Origin of the sequence: Cytobacillus pseudoceanisediminis, assembly GCF_023516215.1 — a bacterium.
Lineage (GTDB): Bacteria > Bacillota > Bacilli > Bacillales > Cytobacillaceae > Cytobacillus > Cytobacillus pseudoceanisediminis.
Genome location: NZ_CP097349.1, coordinates 1977537 through 1997516 on the forward strand (window position 1 = coordinate 1977537; position 19980 = coordinate 1997516).

18 protein-coding genes, 3 pseudogenes and 1 riboswitch are annotated in these 19980 nt (G+C 39.7%); of the genes and pseudogenes, 5 read left to right on the forward strand and 16 right to left on the reverse strand.

Going from position 1 to position 19980, the window contains the following annotated elements:
- Positions 1–8 precede the first annotated feature (8 nt).
- A complete protein-coding gene (locus M5V91_RS10545) occupies positions 9–398 on the forward strand; it encodes an SHOCT-like domain-containing protein (protein ID WP_019381985.1) in 390 nt (129 codons plus the stop codon).
- Between the two features lie 10 nt (positions 399–408).
- Complete coding sequence (locus M5V91_RS10550; protein ID WP_009330515.1) at positions 409–690, forward strand: hypothetical protein; 282 nt, start codon at positions 409–411, stop codon at positions 688–690.
- 127 nt (positions 691–817) lie between these two features.
- On the opposite strand, the pseudogene M5V91_RS10555 reads toward M5V91_RS10550, so the two are convergent.
- Both M5V91_RS10555 and M5V91_RS10560 read right to left on the reverse strand, forming a co-directional pair.
- A pseudogene (locus tag M5V91_RS10555) lies at positions 818–2006 on the reverse strand (aminotransferase-like domain-containing protein).
- 68 nt (positions 2007–2074) lie between these two features.
- Complete coding sequence (locus tag M5V91_RS10560) at positions 2075–2647, reverse strand: GNAT family N-acetyltransferase (protein ID WP_009330517.1); 573 nt, start codon at positions 2645–2647, stop codon at positions 2075–2077.
- A gap of 92 nt (positions 2648–2739) precedes the next feature.
- Between M5V91_RS10560 and pdxR the strand changes: the two genes are divergently transcribed.
- Positions 2740–4116 carry a MocR-like pyridoxine biosynthesis transcription factor PdxR gene (pdxR, locus tag M5V91_RS10565; RefSeq protein ID WP_251175450.1) on the forward strand — a complete coding sequence of 459 codons (1377 nt, stop codon included), beginning with the start codon at positions 2740–2742 and terminating at the stop codon, positions 4114–4116.
- Between the two features lie 34 nt (positions 4117–4150).
- On the opposite strand, the gene M5V91_RS10570 is transcribed toward pdxR, so the two are convergent.
- The 10 genes from M5V91_RS10570 to M5V91_RS10615 all read right to left on the reverse strand — a co-directional run bounded on the left by M5V91_RS10570 (position 4151) and on the right by M5V91_RS10615 (position 15190).
- Positions 4151–4534 (reverse strand): PH domain-containing protein, encoded by a 384-nt coding sequence (locus tag M5V91_RS10570; RefSeq protein ID WP_284522098.1) that lies wholly within the window; start codon positions 4532–4534, stop codon positions 4151–4153.
- Between the two features lie 23 nt (positions 4535–4557).
- Entirely contained in the window at positions 4558–4713 is a 156-nt protein-coding gene (locus M5V91_RS10575) for a hypothetical protein (RefSeq protein WP_284522099.1), read from the reverse strand.
- A 17-nt stretch (positions 4714–4730) separates the two neighbouring features.
- Positions 4731–5135 carry an O-methyltransferase gene (locus M5V91_RS10580; RefSeq protein WP_284522100.1) on the reverse strand — a complete coding sequence of 135 codons (405 nt, stop codon included), beginning with the start codon at positions 5133–5135 and terminating at the stop codon, positions 4731–4733.
- A 105-nt stretch (positions 5136–5240) separates the two neighbouring features.
- Positions 5241–5347, reverse strand: a riboswitch (SAM riboswitch).
- 73 nt (positions 5348–5420) lie between these two features.
- Positions 5421–7568, reverse strand: a complete 2148-nt coding sequence (locus tag M5V91_RS10585; protein WP_284522101.1) for a coiled-coil domain-containing protein — start codon at positions 7566–7568, stop codon at positions 5421–5423.
- Complete coding sequence (locus tag M5V91_RS10590; protein WP_284522102.1) at positions 7504–9879, reverse strand: coiled-coil domain-containing protein; 2376 nt, start codon at positions 9877–9879, stop codon at positions 7504–7506. The genes M5V91_RS10585 and M5V91_RS10590 overlap by 65 nt, the downstream gene beginning before the upstream one ends.
- On the reverse strand, positions 9857–10606 hold the full coding sequence (locus M5V91_RS10595) for a DUF6063 family protein (RefSeq protein WP_009330523.1): 750 nt from the start codon (positions 10604–10606) through the stop codon (positions 9857–9859). The genes M5V91_RS10590 and M5V91_RS10595 overlap by 23 nt, the downstream gene beginning before the upstream one ends.
- A complete protein-coding gene (locus M5V91_RS10600) occupies positions 10603–12114 on the reverse strand; it encodes a hypothetical protein (protein WP_251175447.1) in 1512 nt (503 codons plus the stop codon). Before M5V91_RS10600 ends, M5V91_RS10595 begins: the two co-directional genes overlap by 4 nt.
- The gene (locus M5V91_RS10605) at positions 12105–13178 is read right to left on the reverse strand and encodes a Wadjet anti-phage system protein JetD domain-containing protein (protein ID WP_251175446.1); all 1074 of its coding nucleotides are present in this window, start codon (positions 13176–13178) and stop codon (positions 12105–12107) included. The genes M5V91_RS10600 and M5V91_RS10605 overlap by 10 nt, the downstream gene beginning before the upstream one ends.
- Before the next feature lie 838 nt (positions 13179–14016).
- A complete protein-coding gene (locus M5V91_RS10610; protein WP_284522103.1) occupies positions 14017–14703 on the reverse strand; it encodes a styrene monooxygenase/indole monooxygenase family protein in 687 nt (228 codons plus the stop codon).
- Positions 14633–15190, reverse strand: a complete 558-nt coding sequence (locus M5V91_RS10615) for a hypothetical protein (RefSeq protein WP_284522104.1) — start codon at positions 15188–15190, stop codon at positions 14633–14635. The genes M5V91_RS10610 and M5V91_RS10615 overlap by 71 nt, the downstream gene beginning before the upstream one ends.
- A 706-nt stretch (positions 15191–15896) precedes the next feature.
- On the opposite strand from M5V91_RS10615, the pseudogene M5V91_RS30950 reads away from it, so the two are divergent.
- A pseudogene (locus tag M5V91_RS30950) lies at positions 15897–16086 on the forward strand (toxin C-terminal domain-containing protein); the annotation flags it as partial.
- 426 nt (positions 16087–16512) lie between these two features.
- Here M5V91_RS30950 and M5V91_RS10625 read toward each other — a convergent pair.
- The 3 genes and pseudogenes from M5V91_RS10625 to M5V91_RS30955 all read right to left on the reverse strand — a co-directional run bounded on the left by M5V91_RS10625 (position 16513) and on the right by M5V91_RS30955 (position 18127).
- Positions 16513–16854 (reverse strand): DUF5367 family protein, encoded by a 342-nt coding sequence (locus tag M5V91_RS10625; RefSeq protein ID WP_284522105.1) that lies wholly within the window; start codon positions 16852–16854, stop codon positions 16513–16515.
- A gap of 136 nt (positions 16855–16990) precedes the next feature.
- Complete coding sequence (locus tag M5V91_RS10630) at positions 16991–17473, reverse strand: AraC family transcriptional regulator (RefSeq protein ID WP_251175444.1); 483 nt, start codon at positions 17471–17473, stop codon at positions 16991–16993.
- A 124-nt stretch (positions 17474–17597) separates the two neighbouring features.
- Positions 17598–18127: pseudogene (locus tag M5V91_RS30955) on the reverse strand (cell wall hydrolase).
- 238 nt (positions 18128–18365) lie between these two features.
- Here M5V91_RS30955 and M5V91_RS10645 point away from each other — a divergent pair.
- On the forward strand, positions 18366–18869 hold the full coding sequence (locus tag M5V91_RS10645; protein WP_251175442.1) for a GNAT family N-acetyltransferase: 504 nt from the start codon (positions 18366–18368) through the stop codon (positions 18867–18869).
- Positions 18870–18956: 87 nt separating this feature from the next.
- Here M5V91_RS10645 and add read toward each other — a convergent pair whose 3' ends face one another.
- On the reverse strand, positions 18957–19958 hold the full coding sequence (gene add, locus M5V91_RS10650) for an adenosine deaminase (RefSeq protein WP_009330532.1): 1002 nt from the start codon (positions 19956–19958) through the stop codon (positions 18957–18959).
- Between the last annotated feature and the right edge of the window lie 22 nt (positions 19959–19980).

Genomic DNA, 19980 nt, shown 5'->3' on the forward strand with positions numbered 1-19980 from the left:
GATTTATCATGAAAGAAGAAATTACGAGAGTGTTAACAATGGTTCAAGAAGGGAAGATTGATGCAGATAAGGGATCAGAACTGATCCAAATATTAAAAGATAAAGAAGAAACAGGTAATAAGCCAGCATTAAAAACAACTAAATATTTAGATAAAACTTTAAAAATCCGTGTTGTATCCGCCGAAAATGATAACGTCACGGTCAATTTGCCAATAAAACTTGTTAAGGCAGTATTAATGGCTGGACACAGCATCGCAGCGAGTATCCCTCAGTCAGAAAAATACGTTAAAGATATAGACATAAGCCTTATTATCGAAGCAATCGAAAATGAATTAGACGGCCAAATCGTTGATATTAAATCGGCAAACGGAGATACCGTTTCGGTCATCATTGATTAGTGAGTTGATTATGCTGCATGTAAAAGTGAAAGCAAAAGATGTTCGGTTAACCATCCCAATTCCATATGCAATTTTAAACATTGCTATTTCCATTTTTTGTTCAAAATTGTTTCATCAAAATGTAAACAAATGGACAAAAGTGCACTTCGAAAGAAAAAGACTGGACTTTACATTTCCATTAATAGATAAAGAAGCGCTAAAGCCTATTGTCAAGGAACTGAAAAATCAAAAGGGGCTCGTGATAGTAGATGTCAAAGCTAAGGACGGTTCTGAGGTTCGGGTAAGACTATAATTTATTTACATCTATCACTGACTGGATTTAAAGAAAAAGCCTAATTTCTGGCTTACAATACCAAGATAATTAGGCTTTGTTTCCTTTATTCCTCTTCATTTTTAAAAGTTCCATAGAAATATTTTCATTAAAGATAGGCCTCTGCGGCTTTTCCCAGCCTGCGAATCCCCTCAGTTATTTCCTTCTCATCCGCATAACTGAAGGAAAGGCGCAGAAATTCCGTTCCGTCTGCCTGATCTTTGAAAAAGTACTTGCCAGGAATAAAAGATACCCCCTTTGCCAGGGCATGTGTCAGCAGTTCCGATGTATCGGCACCGGGAATTTTCATCCACACGAAGTACCCCCTTCGGGCACATACCAGGAAGCTGATTCAGGAAAGTACTGTTCCAGTGCGGAGGTCAGAACATTGCATTTGGACCGGTATGTATCTCTCATGGTTACTAGTTTATTATTTAAATCTGTGTTTGCTAAATAAACAGCCATGGCAGCTTGAGCAAACGGATGGTTCAGATCTTTTTTAAACCAGGCGCATGCATGGATTATTTCACTTGCTCCCGCTATCCATCCTATACGCATGCCCGGGGCCACTATCTTGGATAAGGAACCAACATGCAGAACTTGAGAGTTTTGATCCATTGCTTTTAAAGTGGGGAAACTTTTATTAAATGATAATTCCCCATAAGCATCATCCTCAACTATTAGGAAATTATATGTTTTGGCAAGCTCCAATACATGCTGCCGGCGCTCTCCTGTCATCGTAGTGCCTGTAGGATTTTGAAAGGTTGGGATTGTATAAAGAAAACGCGGCAGAGTGAGCCCTTTTTGCTTCCTATCCTCTAGAATCTCTTCCAATACACCTGTTTGAAGTCCGTGCTTGTCTACAGGAATACTAATTATATGTTTGGTGTAATTTTGGAAAATTTCTAAAGCCTCCATATAAGTAGGTGATTCTATTGCCACGATTGACTCCTCATCCAGGAGAATGCGGGCAATCAAATCGATCGCCTGACAGGCACCTGAAGTGATCAAAAGCTCTTTTTCCGTAACAGATACCCCCGCTCTTTCAACCTCTTTAAAACCTGTTCCTTGAGTTTTATTATTTTGGGACTTCCTATATAATGGAGCGGCAAATCATGTTCTTCCTCTAATAAACTGTTAACAGCTGCCTTTACCTCTTCATCAGGTATAAGGGCAGGAGCTGGATAGCCGCAATGCAGGCGTATACACTTATCTGGAATCTCCGGAATCCACTCCCCAGGGGGAGTATTCTGAAGCGCCCCTTTGATATTATCAGGAAAAAAAGAACCAGCACTCATTGTATCCACACCCTTCCAGCAGTTTTATTATTCATTATAAACTTCTTGCCTGAGATGCTCCACAAAAACTATATAAGCAAGTGCTCCTGGAAAAGTTTTTTTACTTTTGCCCAATCTTCCTTTATGACACTATACAGGACAGTATGACGAATAGTCCCTTCTTTTCTTATCATATGATTTCGAAGAATGCCTTCTTTTACCGCACCGATTCGTTCTATCGCTTTCTGTGATCGGATGTTTTCATGTCCGGTTTTGATTTGGACGCGATTAAGTGACAGTTCTTCAAAACAGTATTTCAATAACAAATATTTACAGTTTGTATTGAAATTCGTGCGCCAATAAATAGGGTTCATCCAAGTGGAGCCGATTTCTAGATGTTTATGCTGGGCTGAAATATCGAGAAACCAAGTAGCGCCAATGATCTTCCCTGTATTTTTATGGATAATGACAAAAGCAAAATCGGTGCCTTGCTCCCGTCTTTGTATGGCATCTTTGACATAATGAATGACCCGGCCTTTCTCAGTTAAATCAACAGACATATGGTCCCATATTCGTTTATCCTGAGCTGCTTCACAAATTCCTTCAACATGATCAAGTTCCATAGGAATTAACTGCACAACATTGTTTTCTAATTTTCGCATGCTATCACTCTCCTTGAATCAATTAAAACCGATTTCTGGTATGATAAAAATAACCAAAAATGAATTTTAATATAATACCAGGGAATGATTTGATGGAGCTTCAAATTCTGCTTTCGGAAAATGGAATAAAGTATAAAGAAATCTATGAACAAATTCGGCTGGCGATTTTAGATAAAAAATTGTCAGCTCATGCAAGACTTCCTGCAAAGCGGAGGCTGGCTGAACAATTAAACGTAAGCATCATAACTGTTCAGATGGCTTACGAACAATTGCAGAGTGAAGGGTACTGTTATTCAGCAGAACGCAAAGGCTATTTTGTTTCTGAAATTCAGGATGAAATGCATTATAGTCAGATTAATACAATGGGCCTGGAGAAAAGAGATCAGCAAGAGTTTCTCATTAATTTTAAAAATGGGCAGATTGATGCCTCTGCATTTCCTTACAAACAATGGAATAGACTTTATCGAAAAGAGCTTAAGGAATCCAATGCCAGCAATGGCCCGTGGCAGGGTGAATATTCTTTGCGTGTTCAAATTGCACAATACCTTCAGCAAGCTAGAGGGCTAGCCTGTCAGCCGGAACAAGTGTATCTATTCAGCGGATTTCAGCCGCAGCTGTTAAATGTCTGTTTGTTTTTTAAGCGGAAAGCCATCGGGATTGAAGATCCAGGTTTTATTCGGGCAAGATCTGTTTTTGATCAATTACAGCTGCCTTGTTATCCGATTTCTGTGGATGAGGATGGATGCTGTGTGCCTGATGCTGAAGAGCCAATAAAATTATTGTATACGACACCTGCTCATCAATACCCTACCGGTACAATTATGTCTATTGCCAGAAGGATTGAGCTGTTAAATTGGGCAATCAAACAGGACGCTTATATTATCGAGGATGACTATGATTCTGAATTCCGCTACAAAGGGGCACCAATCCCGGCATTGTCCCATTTGGATTCAACCGGGCGGGTACTGTACTTTGGCACCTTTTCAAAAACATTGCTGCCATCACTTCGGATCAGCTATCTGATTATGCCAGTATCTCTGCAGCAAGACTTTGAAAAATTTAATGGTTACCAAAAGACGAATGTTTCAAGAATCGATCAGCAGGCTGCTGCAAAATTTATGGAAGAAGGACTTTATACATCTCATATAGCAAAAATGAGAACGTTATATCGATCCAAGCGGAGCTGTTTAATAGAAAGCCTGTCAAAACACTTAGGAGACCACTTTGACATCATTGGAGATACAGCGGGCTTGCATATCATCGTGAAATTACCCGAAGAATTGACTGAAGCGAAAGCAATTGAACTGGCAAAGTCGGCAGGTGTTGAAATCGATGCTGTTTCGCCTATGTATCAGCTGCACAAGCCAAACCATCATGTGATGATTGGATATGGCGCACCCTCGATGGACGAGATTGAGAGAGGAGTCCAGTTAATCGCTAAATCATGGAAAAGTTGTCTGAGCAACTAAGCTAAGCTATAAATTCCACAATTTAAAAGGGCGTTTATCCTACGGGATAACGCTCTTTTGCCGAAGCAACAAACATACACATCTTTTCCTTAACCGCTGCCATAAAATCAAACATATTCATCCCCTGGATTTGCTGAAATTTATACAAGTCCTGGTTATAGTACATATGAATATGCCTGCCGGTGATTCCCCTTTTTTCTTCAATGGAAGTTATATTGATATACGCAAATTCTTCAACTAAATCCTTGGTTGTTCCTGATGCAGGAACTCCATAAAACAGCAGTCTTTTGTTTGTTGCCGCAAAGAAGCCTGGATGCGGTGCTAAACAGAAATGAGCCACTAATGAACAGCTTAGACATTCAATAATGGTTTCACCTTCATACAATACATGTTTAACCTGATTTTTAACGCTACTCATGGAACGTCCCCCTTAATAAACTATCAAACCGCTGTCTTCACTGCCAGTATCAGCCCAGTAGACCAATCCAATTCTGTAATGTCCAGGTCAGGTCTGTCCTGCAGTGTTTTCAGGAGTTTAGTGGCTTTGATCCGAAATTCTTCAGGCAATTTCTGCTGCGGAAACACATCATGAATCACATAAAAACCGCCGATATTTAAATGATCCAGGGTTTTGTCCAGAAGCTCGAATTTCCCTGGCCACGTATCTGCAAAAATAAAATCGAACCTTTCCGACAGGTTTTGAATAAAAGCTGCTCCGTCCTCACAGCAAAATGTAATTCTGCTGTCATACCCGAGGTTTTTTTCGCGATGGATTGAACTGTCGAATCTATGTCAACGGTCGTTAGCTTACTGCTTTCATCCATCCCATCTATGATCCAGGAAGCAGATGCCCCCGTACCTGTGCCCAGCTCCAAAAAGCTTCCTCCTGGTTTGGAGGCAGCCAGCCCCTTTAGTAAAAACCCTGTTTTTCGATCACATGATTGCCCGAAACCCAGCACATCAGAATCCTGTAATATTCTCGAATATGCTTCCGGTACCTGTATAACACTGTTTTCCATTTTGTTTTTCCTCCTCTTTCTTCGTTATTATCTAAACCGAGATCAACCTAAAAAGAACATCAAAAAAAGGCCTCTTTATAAGAGGCCTTTATTATCAAAAACGACCTCTTATCTCCCAGAGCGTCAACTCTGTTGGAATTAGCACCTTCCTGACATAATCAGGGGTTGCTGAGGCTTCGCAGGGCCAGTCCCTCCACCTCTCTGGATAAGAATTTGTATAAAATATTATTTTCAACCAAGTATTGCATATTTTTTGCAAGATGGCAATACTTTAATTCTTTTAATCTAATGAACTGCTTCCTCTCCCTGATAAATTCGAAATGCCGGTACAATCGTATCCGACACAATCTCTTTCCCTTTTTCCCGGATGAAATCCAATTTATAGTACGCATCAAACCTCTGGCTGATCTCTGTTTTTACCAACTCAGGCGGAGTAACGACGATGAATTGAAACTTCAGCTTATCAGCTACAGCGAAAATCGGGTCAAGCACATGGGCAGAAGCCGCTTGTCCGAACGGATTATCACAGACTAACGGAACCCAGCTTTGATCAGTTTCACTCTTAACCGAAAGAAGCATCATCATCATGACCATGCGGGCAGATAACTTTTGGCCGCCGCTGCCATCCGATTTAGTCTTTGAACCCTGGTTGATCGTCTGCCAGGTTGAATAATGCTCACGCTGCGGTTTTCCATACATGAAGGCATTATCAGTACGCATATTATATACCAGCAGTTCCGGGTAACGATTCCTGAGGGAGACAAATAAAATCTGCTCATCACTGATGAGCTGTTTGATTTCCTGATCCAGCTCCAGATTATGGTCATCAATCATCTCGAATCGTTTCGTAATTTTGTTAATGGCCGAAACAAAATGCTGTTTCAGTAAAGGTTCAATATCTTCCGCTTTTTTAGGAAGGATGTCTTCTTTGAGCTGGACGAGTGGGAAAGACCCCCGTTCATTCTTCAGCTTCATTTTCGCAATCATCGAGCGAATCGCTTCCGAAATACTCATCACCTTCATACTCGCACGGCTTGCCCAGAAGTTTTGCGCCTTTTCTGCCCGTTCTTTATCGCGTTCCAGCTGCTCTAAGCCGCTCTGTGAGAAGCGCTTCATGTTTTGGACAACACTTTGAATATGTGCATAATGCCTCGTATCCATATGATCAAGCGTAGTTAAGACTTCATTCTTAAAGCGGATCTCCCAATCCTTGCCTTCAATATTGAGTTTTAAATTGCGCAGGGATTGTTCAATTTTTGCGTGCTTCTCCTGGCCTTCATCCTGGATACCCTGATGTTTTTCACTCCAGGAAATGATGCTTTGCTTTCCCTGGCTCTTTATTTTTTCAATATCTTCATCCGTAAAAGCTGCTGCTTCCTCTTTAAGGATTACGGATAGATGCAATTGATTGTTTTCAAACTCAGCAATGTTTTGCTCCGTCTCTTTTTTGCGCTCTTCCGTTTTCTTAATTTCTGCATTCGTCTGTTTGGTCTGGTCTGTAATCTCAACCGTCTTCACTTCCAGATCAAGTTCTTCCCATTCTTCAGGCTGTTTATCATGCTTGGCCACTTTTTTAACAGTCTTGTCACGCTGCGCCTTCGCATGCTTTAAAGAAGTGTCAGCAACTGTTACAGCTGTTCCCTGCTCTCGCTCTTCTTTCTCTGCTGCCTTTGTTTCCTTTGCAGCTGTTTGAACCATCTTTTCCAAAATACTCATAGGTTCATCCGGTACAGACGCATCCTTCCACTCTTCGTTAAGAGCATGAAGTTTTTTCTCCAGCTTCTTTTGCTGTTTTTGCTCCGATTCTCTTGTCGCCTGGATCGCCAGCAATTCACTGGCTTGTTCTTCTTTTGATTTTTGCAGCTGTTTAAGCTCCTCAATGCTTCCAATGATTTCTTCCAGCATATGCGATGATAATCGCGGAACCTCTTCAGAAGCTTCTGCTTTCTCAGCGGCTGGAAAAACCGCACCATCAATAAAGAAGCTAATCTCCTTAATATTTTGCTCAGCTGATAGCTTCCATTCCAAGTACGTATGGCTCCACTTTTCCTGCAGATCAATGATGGTCTGATGCTCGTTTGCAAGCTCTTTCTGTACACTTTCGAAAGCTTCCTTTTGTTTCTCTTTTTCCTGCTTTACCCGTTTATTTTCAAGGTGCAGCGACTTTTCACGATTAAAGCTTTCCAGAGACTCCACATCTTTAGATAGATTTTCAATCTTTTCCTTCGTCTTTTCAAGCTGATCTCTAAGTCCCAGCTGCCGTTCTTTTTCTTTTTCCTCCTGAACGATGATGGCCTGTAATTCGTTTTTCTTGGAAAGCAGGGCTTCTTTTTCCTGAAGCAGCGCTCTTTCAATATCACCGGCAAGGTCATTGGAAAGGAAACGGTCGATTTCTTTTAAAATGCGGCGGAGAGAACTCTCTGTTTGTTCCATTTCTAGAAGTGCATCTTTTTTCTTCTATTTCTTTGGCAATCTTAATTTTCCAGTTCGTGAACTGATTTTTATTTGTCAGAAGTTCCTTCTCCGTACCGGTGATCATCACAAACGTATTTTGCTGATTTTCATCCGCCATTTCTTCCCTCATAAAAATCGGGACAGGGCTCTTAAACATTCTTCCTGCAAGGACCTGTTTATTCACTTTTTCCCATTGCGGCCTGCTGACCACTAAGCCGTAGGGCAGGAGCGGATGAGTGAGCATGTGGCTAGCCATTTCATCCGGTTTTAAAGATTGCAGAAATTGTGAGCCGTAGAACACATCTATCCCTGTTTTCTCATCAATCCATTCCTTCAGTTCCTTCACATCATTATTCGCAATCCAGAAATGCTCATCATTCAAAGCAAAATCCAGCTGCGTTTCCCAGAGCGCTTTCTTTATTTCTTCCCCTTGCTCACGATTTTGAACGAGGAGCTCTTCCACCTGCTGGGCATATTTGGATAAAAGAGCATTCGTGAACTGCGCTGAGACATCGTCAAGCACAACTTGCAGCTTATCGTACAGCTTCGCTTCTTTTCGATGCATCTCTTCACTTTTCATCTTTAACTCTTTACACTTCTCTTCAGAAAACTGAATGGATTGAGCAAGCGTACCATGCGCAGATGCTAGCTGATTTTGCTTTTCATTTGATTGTTTCTCTTTTGCCTGTAAATCTTCGAGAGCCTCTTTTTTGGTTTCTATCTGCTTGTTAAGATTTTCGATAAATCCCTGTAAATCATAGGTTAAGCGATCACCGAATTCTTTGATAAGTTGTTCTTCTTTTGATTCAAATTCATGAATTTTAGTATAAAGAAAATCAATTTCCGTACGAAGCTGGGCAATCTCCCGGGTCTTTTGTTTATCCTGCTTTGACAGTTCGTTTGTTTTCTTCTTTAAAAACTTCTGATATCCGGAATAATGCTGAACGGCTTCCCTAATAGCTGCGGCGGATTTTTCCCAATGCTGTGCCGCTTCTTTTTTGATTTCATCCATTCTTTGATTCACTTGCTCCAGGCCGCTGTTTTGCTCAAGCTTCACAATCTGCTGGGAAAGAGCGCGGATGCTCTGTTCCCCTTCATGCCATTCTTTCAATAAAAGGTGAAAAGCCAGCTCATCTTTTCGCTCCTGCTTTTCTTTCACCGTTTCCTGCAGGATCGTATGCTTCTTCTGTTCTTCCCCTAGTTTCTTCTCCCAATCCAGCACTTCCCGGTGAGCTTTTGCATACTCAAGGTTATCTTTCTGAAAGCGCAGTTCCACTTGCTTGCCCGTTAATTTTTCGATTTCCTTTTCCAGCTCAATGAGTGTTTCTTCTTCCGTTTTCTTCAAATGCTCCAAAGCACCAAGCAGCTGTCTCCCGACCTTAATGCTGTCTTCAACAATTTCTTTATGCTTGATGCCCTTTGCCAGACTCTCTTCAAATGGAATAATATCTTCCAGGAACTCTTTATGAGCCTGCTCTCTTTTGAGCAAAACAGGCAGGTCCTTTGCAATACTTGCCTGACTCTTAAAAATCTCCACCAGATCGTTCTTCTGATGCTCCGTTCGGTGCAGGATCTGACTGACTGTAGGAATAATCCGCTTTTGGAACAGGGAATGATCATCCTCAGCGCCTTCAAAAAACTTTCCAACGCCGCCTTCATCCTTGTTAATGTCTTTCATAATATCCCAGTCTTTGCGGTTAATGCCGTATGTATCAAGGATGCGGTAGTGCTTCTTTGTATCGCGGTAGACATCATAGCCATTCCATTTTAAATAATCCTTCAGGCCTTCCGTATCAGCCAGTTCACCATCTTCATAGAGCGGAATATGTTCAAGGGATGCTTCTTCTTTCCGTTCAAACTCCCTTGTATAAAACGTAATATTCGGGACAATTTTTGCTTCCTGTTCAAGTGTTTTGGCTTCTCCGCCTTCTTCGTTCATGGAAATCCGCTGTTCTGCTGAAAACATTCCGCCCGTCACCAAATGCCTGCAATCAGCCCCGTCGAGCTCCCATTGCATAAGAACATGAAAGGTATAAGGAATGAATTGCTCTTTATTATTAAAAAAGAATTGCTGATAATAGCGATTATTCTGCTTTCCCCAAGAAGTTCCTGGCTTAAGAATCTGGAAAATGGTCTGCAGGAAAACCCCTTTCCCTCCTCCATTCATCATGGAAATAAGGCCATTTGTGGAGGTCTCTTCATTATGGAAGTTAAATGTTGTATCCTTGTATTGCTTTTGCATGCCATCATATTTCAGGCCGGCAATTCTAATTCGATGGATTTTCGGCATGCTGATCCTCCTCTGTCGTCATTAATTCCTTGAACATTTCATAACGGTCATAATCATGATACAAATATTCAATCCGCTCAAATAATTCCTGTTTCGGAATCGCCTTTGGAATATCCTCCCGATCGAGAATGACGATAAGTCCTTCTGTCTCCAAAAGACGCATACTGCTTGCAATCAAACCGATACGCGTCCGGCGATTGGCTTTCTTAGATCCATAATCATCGGTGTCGACCTCCATGTATTTCCATGTTGTCACAACATCCTTCATATCAATTTTTTCCTCTTCTCCAAAATCCTGCTTTACCTTAAGTATGCTATCCCAATTCATGATGACATCATTGACTTGCCGTTCCAGGGTATAGAAGCTAATCCCTTCACGCTTCGTACGGATTTTAGCCGCCTGGCTGCGGTCGATGCTTGCCAGGAATGCCATAATGACTACGCTCATCAGGTGAAAATGTTTCTTCGTTTCAACCTGCTTATGCCTATCCTTCATATGAGTAAAATTTGTAGCAAAAACAGAGCCGGTCGGCTGCACGACGAGCTGAATCCGTTTTGGCGATTCAATGATAAAGGTGCCGGATTCGTCTGCCAATAAAAGTACCGTCTGTCTTACATCAGGATCGAAATACGCCTGAAAGTGCTCGCTGTTTTCGTCGATGACTTTGTCTTTTAAAAGCGTAAAATAAACCGCTGATGCTTTCTTGATACTATCTGCACTCATCATTTCTCCTCCTGTACACAAATTTTAAACGGAGTGATTTTCATTTGATACCAGAGGAAGGGTTCAGCCCGATGATCAAATTCGGTATAAATTTTCAAGCCTTCAAACACCTGGAATTGCGGGTATTCCTGCATCAGTTTATAGAGGAGAATCTCCCGTTCATCACTTAATGACTCTTCTTTCCGATGCAGCACCTGAACCTTCAGCGGTTTTTTATCAAACATCATCCATAAATCAATCGTTTCCGATTCTTCAAACCATAAATCCTGGACTTCGAGCGGCAATGTCGTTAAATCAGCCAAGGAAAACTCTCCGTATGTCTGCAAATATTGAAACACATAGCTCCAGGCCTTGATGACAGAATCCCAGTTCGTTACCCTCTGATGGATAATGCTTTCCTCTTGCGCTTCTTCCTCCATTACCTCTGTCAGCTGCTTTTCATCAAATTCCTGCTCTCCCCAAATCCAGTCCAAAGGTAAGATAAATTCATTCCTTGGCGAAAATAAAGGACCTAATACTTTTTCAACTCTATCGAATGAAGAAAACCCTTCTTTCATGAACCAGTTCTCATAAATATGTTCCCTGAATGAAACAAGGCTCGTTTCCCAAAACAGGGATGGGTTTTCCGCTTTCAGCTTCATTTCATAAGAGATATTTTGAATCACAAGCTTGGCGAAACGGTCATGCAGCTGCCTTGTATGGCCGATCTTTTCCTGGAGAAGGATCAATTCTTTTTGAATAAGATCATCTTCCTCATTTCTTCGTTTCGTTTTCTCAATCATGCTGCTGATGGTGCGGAAGTGATTCTTCTCTTCTTCGAACTGCTTTTCAATTTCCGCACGGTTATCAGCCCTTTGCATTTCTTCTTCCATCAATAAGATTTTGGGATTGTTGATCATTTCTTTTTGAAAGGAAAATTCTTTTGCCATTAAGCGGTTGACCCGTGAAATGAGGTGATCGAGGTTTCGAGTAGCTTTGCGGAAATTACCGTTTTTTATCAGCTGCATACTATACAGCTGTTCAATGGTGATCGAGAATTCCTCTGCCATTTCCCTGCTCATGAAAATCATCTCCTGTGAGACATCGGTGAGCTTGTAGACAATGGTTCCGCCCATCTCCAGGTTCGTATATAATTCATCCATCGTCACATAGCGGAAAACCTGAGTCTCCCATGATTGCCTGATTTCATCGTAATATAGGGCTTCAAAAGGTCTGCTGTACTCCTCTTTCCCCTGATACAGAAGCCCACTTGTGATCCGTTCAACCTGCTTCTCATCGGCCAAAAGCTTCATTTGCTTAATTGAATCTTCGACCATATACTTAATATCCGATTTTCTCCGATGATCATCATCATTCAATTCCCGATAAAAAATGGTAAGGAGCACCTGCATCAGAATCGTTTGGATATGAGGCTTCAGCTCTCCGACTTCCATTCCTCTCCCAAGCTCAAACAGCGGGTTCAATCGCTGCATCCGCTGGGCGAATCCTTCCCATGATTCGTTCACATCCATCTCCTCCATGTTTCAATTGTTAAGACTTCCTGAGGAATCCGTTTATTTTCCTGCCATAATTGCATTAAGAGTTCCTGCTCTTCTTCCGTAAACCACCTGAAGAACGCATCTCGGTATTTAAGATTTTGAAGCTGGCCAGATTTCTGTTCATTTCTTTGATCCAGACATTCAAGCATTTTACGATAAATCTTTAATGCAGGCTGAATGCAGCAATCCGGGTATTTTTCAATCAGCCGGGTCATGATCCCGTATCCTGCCGCATCAAGATCTCCTGCATAGTAGAAGAGATACGATTTAGCCGGAAAAATTTTAAAGAAAAACGAAAAGCTCCGTTCAATTTTAGTGCCTTCCCCATAAATGATGAGTTCCGGCTCATAATCAAGCAGATCACTTTCCAATAATTGAATGGAAGTATGAAAGAATGATAGTTTCTCGACAATCAGCACTCTCTGAATATCTTTGATTTCTTTTCCCTGCTTCATCCAAAATACAAAAGGCTCCCCGTTTTTCACTACTTTCAGCTGCTCTTCAGATACGCCAATTCGGGCTAAAAAGCCTTTTCCATCAGGAAAACTGACCCCGTCATGCAGGAATTCTTCATGGCCGAACAGCTCCAGGCTTCGTTCTTCTAGTGAAACGACTTCCCGTTCACCGCTGGATTGGAGAAAACCATATAAACTCTGAATACGGCTCCATTCCTCTTTCGTCTGCCATTCCGGGTGCCTTTCATAAAATGAAAAATCAAACAGATCACTCAGCTTCATCATCCCGAGCCGGTCCCATTTGTCGGCTTGAGCCTTCACATTAACCCAGTAATATAAAGGCAAAGACGGTGTTTTCCCATTGTGTTGATTATTATGTATAGGAGTCAGCTGCCCTTTATCTTGCAATGATTGAATGGCTTCATAAAACAGCGAATAACCATCCATTTCGTAATAATCATCCAGCAATTTTCGCAGCTGAAATTCTAAATCGTTTATGTTTAACTTCTTCTTTTGCTTCGGGTGCTGAATATCTTCAATGAAACTTCTCACCCTTGTTTCGATGATGTTGATTTTTTTCACCTTCTTAAACATCTTGGGGTCAATAGAGACCACTATTATCCATGAGGACATCATTTTTATTATAAACTAGTTGAGGAATTGATGGTAATTGGATTTTAAAATGGATGGTAGTAAATAGGTGCTTGCCCCACACTTGTTAACGTATAAATTAACAGAGGGCATGCACCTTTTTTTGGTAATCCTATTTGAGTTTGGAAGAGGCGAAGAGGACAACTTATAAAGATGAAAAAGTCTTTAGCACATTTTACTAAAGTTTGAAATAGTGTCTTTTGAATGCTATTTTATCGTAAAAAACAATTTTTACGAAATGTAGTTTCACTCACCAGACCATACTAGGTCCAGCATATAAAGTTGATTGTTTTAAAGGTTTATTAATGTTATATTTCGTTAGAAATCCCTGAACTTGTTGAAAAAACCATTTTGGAGCATTTGGGTGTATGTAATTTCATCAATTAACCGATTTAGATCCACATATAATCCGGCACCCTCTTCTTTGATAGATTCGTATATCGCCAAATCGAAGAATTTCCACCACTCACGCTGTTTTCTACTGAAGATGGTAGTTATGCAAAGGACATCAAGGGTTGTTCGTAGGGTTTTAAATATTTTATAGTCATAAAAAGTATGGATATCAATCCGTTCTTATGTCGGTAATTATGAGGGAGATCTAAGGAAATGTCCGTTTCCAACAGTTGGATATATATTTAAAATACCTTTTTTCCTTCATGTATTGAACCAGCTATTTATAATAGCCTGGTTCTTTCTTCGTTTTGGATTATTAGTAGAAATGGGAGCTGCCATATCCTCAAAAGAAATTAGGTTTTATTTTGTTCTGTTCTTAATGTAGTGGTTGAAAGAAAGCTTCATAAGCTTTTCGTGGATTTGCAAACCATTCTGCAACTTCATCTGCGATCTTTTGATTTTCTGCGCCCGATAACAGGGTTTGAACAACATGCTCAGGCAGTACCTGAGTCATTGCATTTGTCCATGCTGTTACTTCTTTTACAAATGTTTTTGTACGATTCCAATATGTCTCTCCAAGTTGGATGTCCCATTTTGAATTTCTATATTGTATCAAAGTCTCATACAATTGTTCAGCACAATGGGAAGAAAGATTACAGCCTTGGCCAGTAATCGGATCATTAAGAAAAACACTATCTCCACAACCAACTACTAGTTTGTTTTTAAACGTTACGTAAGGTTTTCTAATTACAGGCTTAATGGCAACCTTAAGAAAGGCATTTTCATCGGAAAGAGCAAAGATATCTAGTTCGATACGTTCATGGATATCTTGGAAATATTTTTTTGTTACATTTTTCATTTGATTTGTAAATTCTTTTTCGTGCTTAATTTCTTTAAATACATCTAACTCTCTGTCTGGAATTGCCATAATGAACAATATAGTAACAGGCCCTTGTTCTGTGATTGCAGGAATCTCAAACATTTCACCTATTTCAGGCAGAACTGTTACGCTTATACCAAGAGGATGAACTGGCTTCACCCCAAAAAATAACCAACGATGCATTTTCGTTGAGGCACTTGGAAGGAGAAAACTCCTTTTCAATAGGAAATGAAAAGAGAGGGCCCGATTTTCCAGTACAATCAATTATTAAATCAAACTCATCTACCAAACTTTCTACCCGTTGTTTATTTACTCTTAAAAGTCTAAAAGAGACACCCTTGCTTTCAAGATCCTTCAAACAGTGTGAAAAGTATAAACGCTGGTCAACAGATAATGCTGGCTCTTTTAGCTTTCCAACAAATAGTTTTTGATTACCAATTGTCATATGGATACTTTTGAGAAGAGTTTTATCTTCCCACTTTGGCATTTTAAAGCGATTTTCACGGGTTCTTGTTGAACCAAAGTGTACTTGGGTAGACAAAATTCGTCCATTTCGGATCTTATCCGAAGAGTTTGAGTGAATAACAGTCACATCAAATTCTTCTTTAAGAGAATAAGCCAGCTGTAAACCTGCTGTGCCACTGCCTATAATACATATTTTCTTTCTCAAGATTCTCTCCCCTTTGTTATTTGGTAGCCGTAAAGATAGTATAATAACATTGTTAATTTTCTGACTTTTATAGTCTAAATAAAACACAAAGTGATGTAAATGCGACGATTTATTTAATTTCCATATTTATGATGTCTAAGTCAACGATCGCTTTTTCCGCAATCTGGCCCGATTGCAGAATAAAAAATTCCTGTATATCAATACAGGAATTTTAACCAATCTTTTTTATAAATTATCGAACTTTATTTTAAATCAACAGCTGTTCAAAAGATTAGCTTAAATGGTATTTATGCCACTATCAGTTCTGTAAACGATGGCTGCCTGTATATTATTTCTTCAAGTCCTAATAAGAACAGTATATTTTGTTTGATTATATTTAGTGTGGACATTGATTCAGGAGCATTGATCCGCTCGCCATTTGAAAGATTTATTTTGTTACCCCCTTCCCTCTTTCTTGCATTAAGAAAGCTTGTGGAGTCTGCAAAGAATAGATTAAACTCCAGGAGCATTTCGTCTGCTAAGCCTAATCCATGAAAACAAACACTAGGGAGTCTCTTCTTGATTTATCGAGTTTATCCCTAACATGTTTGCTTCTTAGGAAAGGTACACAACAGCCTAATCCTAGCTTTTATCGCTAAACAGATATTAAAGGCTGCAATAAATATGGAAAAACAACTTTAAACCAAACTTCTTATAGATGAATGAATCTGCTGCCAAGGCTGTTGCAAAAGAATTAGTTTATTCCGAAGTAAAAGGTCAATACTCACACGGAGCTAGGATTTATTTAATGGGAAAAGGTATGTAAAGATGCTCATATAGGGGGAGCGTGGAAGGACCCAACCACAATCAAAAACCCCGGAAGTAAAAAGACTAGGTCAGGCACCTATGATATTGAAAAGTTGCTGCGTATTTTGCAGAAAAAGCATATGAAAAGGCAAAGAAAGATGGTTCTAGGCATCAAATCACTCAACGCAGTCGACATCAACTAAATCCTCCTTAGATAAAACAGGGAAGCCATTATCATCTAAAGATTTAAAAGATAGTAAAGGTGTAAAGCAGCGAAGATATTATGATAAAAATGGAAAAGCGGACTTAGATATTGATTAACGTCATGCCGGAAATTTTAAATTCAAAATATCTAATTTTAAAAATTAAATTTAGTATTTTTTTGCTAACAAAAAACGCGGAGCCTATGCTGTCCGCGCTTTTTAAAAACAAACGTATGTGATTACCGTTCTTCATAATATCATGAGAAAAGATCAATGATTTGTAACTAAAAAGATCTCCAAATTTTAGCCCCTTTTTATCAAGGACCTCACATATCATTTGTTATTATTTTTTATTGAAAATCCAGTTATTAATATCAGACTGTACGCCCAAAGCAGCCAGGAAGCGAATAAAGGAAGAGAATCATTAGTTAAATTCGGAAACACTTTTGCAAAATAAATAATGCTTAATATATCCAGCAGCATTCCTGGGAGAGCAATTTGCACAGCTGCCTTTAAACGTTCTGTTTCTGGAATTTCCCTAAAATAATAGTAAGGATAGGTTGCAATTATAATCAAAGGAATCGCCAGAATAAAAATCGAGAGGACTAAAAATACCTGTCCAGGAATTAAAAAGTTTGTCCAAATAAACGGAATAATATAGTTGCTGACATCCATAATAAAAAGCCCCATGCAAAGTTAATCATAAAATACACCTCCTGCAAAGATGTGCTTTAATATCCGCTGGAAATCATTTACCTCCTGCTAATAATTGGTGAATTTTATGTGAAGATTCTTCAGGTCGTACCCTGCATCAGGAAATTCTTTTTCTTACTGGTACATATAAATCAACCTTACATTTCCCCTCTTCATCTTCAGCGGGACTATTCAAATTAAACTCAAGGTTGTACCGATCGTAATCCGGTTCATATTCGCTATTGGGCAGCCATTCCCCAAACATGTATTGGTAGGCGCCATTCAATTTATCAGGGATATCATAGAAACGATACAGAGCATAATCTCCGCCAGGCAGCTTTCTAAATTTCACTTCTTTATGTTTTTCTTTATCAAAACCATCGGGAATGGTAACACAGGCATCGTGGCGGCAATCCTTGCTTTCCACCAGTTCAGGATTATCCAATGAAATGCCGATAAAAGATTGCTTCGGCGGCCTCAGCCCATTGGTGTTTGCCCAGCTAATCAAATCTCCCCAATGATCCTGCAGTTCAAAATAACTTCCGGTACGCCTGATAAACGCAACTTCAGTTTGGGGTAATTCCATTACAATGATATTCATTTTCATATCTCCTTTATGGAAGTATTTACCTCAAACAAATTTCGCTATCTTTCTTAAATTTCCTCCTCCCTTTGCTTTTTTTGCCAATAAAAAAAGCGCGCAGCTTTTATGACTGTACGCGCTTTTATATAGCAAATGCATGATTGCCGATTTTTTTCACAACTTCACGTGAAAAGATCCACTGGCTTGTAGCTGTTTCAGGGTTATAAAAATATAGGAGCTCCTCGTTTTTCTCCTTATCAACAAGAGCTGTCTCAACGGCCTGAACTGCTTCATTACTTGCCGGTTCATTGATGGAACCATTTTGAACAGGTTCAAAAGCATTCTTTTGATAAATAACATCCTTGACTGTATCCGGGAATTGTTCATGCTCGACACGATTCAGCACCACGTCAGCAACCGCAACTTTCCCTTCAAACGGCTCCCCTTTTGCTTCAGCCTGTACAAGTCGGGCAAGCAGCTTTTTTCTTCCTCTCTGATGAAGCGATGATCCGTTGATGATGACTCCTTCGCGTCAATCTCAACTTTTTTATATGTCAGTGTTTCTGCGGCTTTTTGATCCACTGTCTCAGCATCAAAATGATCAGCAGGAAACACGCTATATGAACCCATTATGAGTGAAATGGCAGCAACAAACGTTACTAAATTTTTCATTTGTAAACCTCCTGTTTGTAGTTTTTAGGCAAAAACAGGCCACTTACAAGGCTAACAGGTTTACAGGGATAACTCATTAGTGAATCTATGGGAGAATTACCAATCTAGAAAATGGAATTTTTAATTTGCTATTGTAATAACTTAACTTATATATTTGTTATAGGATGACTTATAAAAAAATATTTTTACGAATCGGTTCAACAGGTATAAAAATAAATTGAAAGAGGTGTTACTTTAATTGAAAGTACTTGAAACAGATCGATTAATTCTTCGCTGGTTAACACCAGATGATGCAGCCTTTATTCTGGAACTTTTAAATGAACCTTCATGGATTCGTTTTATTGGAGATAAAGGTGTACGTACCCTTGAGGATGCTAAGAAATATATTGTTGCCGGCCCAATGAAAATGTACTCCCAGATGGGCTTTGGCCTTTTTATGGTTGAACGAAAGGAAGGAAGCATTCCTATTGGAATGTGCGGATTGATAAAACGGGATACTTTAGATAATGTTGATATTGGCTTTGCTTTTTTATCCAAATATCATAATAAAGGTTATGGTTACGAGTCAGCTTCTGCTACATTGAAATATGGTCATGAACAACTCGCTCTTAAGCGGATCCTGGCCATCACATCCTTAGACAACCATGCTTCCTCCCGGCTGCTTGAAAAAATCGGGATGAAATATGAAGGAACGATTATTTTGGATAAGGAAAAGCTTAAATTGTTTGCATCCGAAAAATAAGTTCTTGGAGTATTTTTTCTATCCTTTAAAAAAGGTGTCTCCCCCACTCATTAAAAATTATGCAGGGGCAGACACCTTCTTTCAAACTTAAATATCCATTAAATTTCCCATCAGTTTTTCCTTTGTCGCTTCATCCGCAAAAGAAGCTTCCACACTATTCATATATATTTGTTTATAATCCTCAGCACTCATAGCAAATTCATTTGAGACTATATCACATTCCTTTGTCATTGTTGTATCTGATACCGTTCTGTTGTCCGTATTAACTGTTACTTTTATGCCATCCTTATGGAAGTCGTAAATGGGATGATCGCTGAATTGGTTAACAGCTTTGGTTTGAACATTACTGGTTGGGCATAGCTCTAGCACCACTTGTTTTTCCTTCACAATTTGGTACGCCTCTTCACAGTCTTTAATAAATACACCGTGTCCAATTCTTTCAGCTCCCAGCCATTCAACGGCCTCCAGCACATTTTTACCGATTCCCGTTTCACCGGCGTGGATGGTAACTTTGTATCCATATTCTCTGGCCAGTGCGATCGGTTCAATGAATTTTCCGCAGAAGCCTTCCTCCTCGGATGCACATAAATCGATTGCGACAACCCCTTTTCCGAGGAATGCCTTTCCCTTTTCGACGACCTCAAATGCACTTTCCACACTCATCGTTCGCATACATGACAAAATGATATTTCCTTTAATATCAAATTCTTCTTCTGCTTCTCTCATCCCTTCAATCACACTTTGGATGATTTCTTCTACGGTTAATCCCTTTCGCGTATGAAGTAATGGGGCAAAGCGGACCTCCATGTATTTCACATTTTCCTTTGCTGCATCTTCAAAGAGCTCAAAGGAAATTCTTTTTAAATTTTCCTTTGACTGCATGACTAAGTTTGGAATGGAGAATCTTTTTAAATATTCATCCAGGGAATCGCAATCCAACGGGGCAATTAGTTCTTCTTTGATTTTTTCTTTATCAAAGGAAGGCAGGCTAATGCCTTCTCTTTTGGCGATATCTATGATGGTTTCTGGTCTGACACTCCCGTCCAAATGGCAGTGAAGTTCAATTTTAGGCAAAATAGTAAAATTCATAGCTGGACCTCCTAGATTTTTT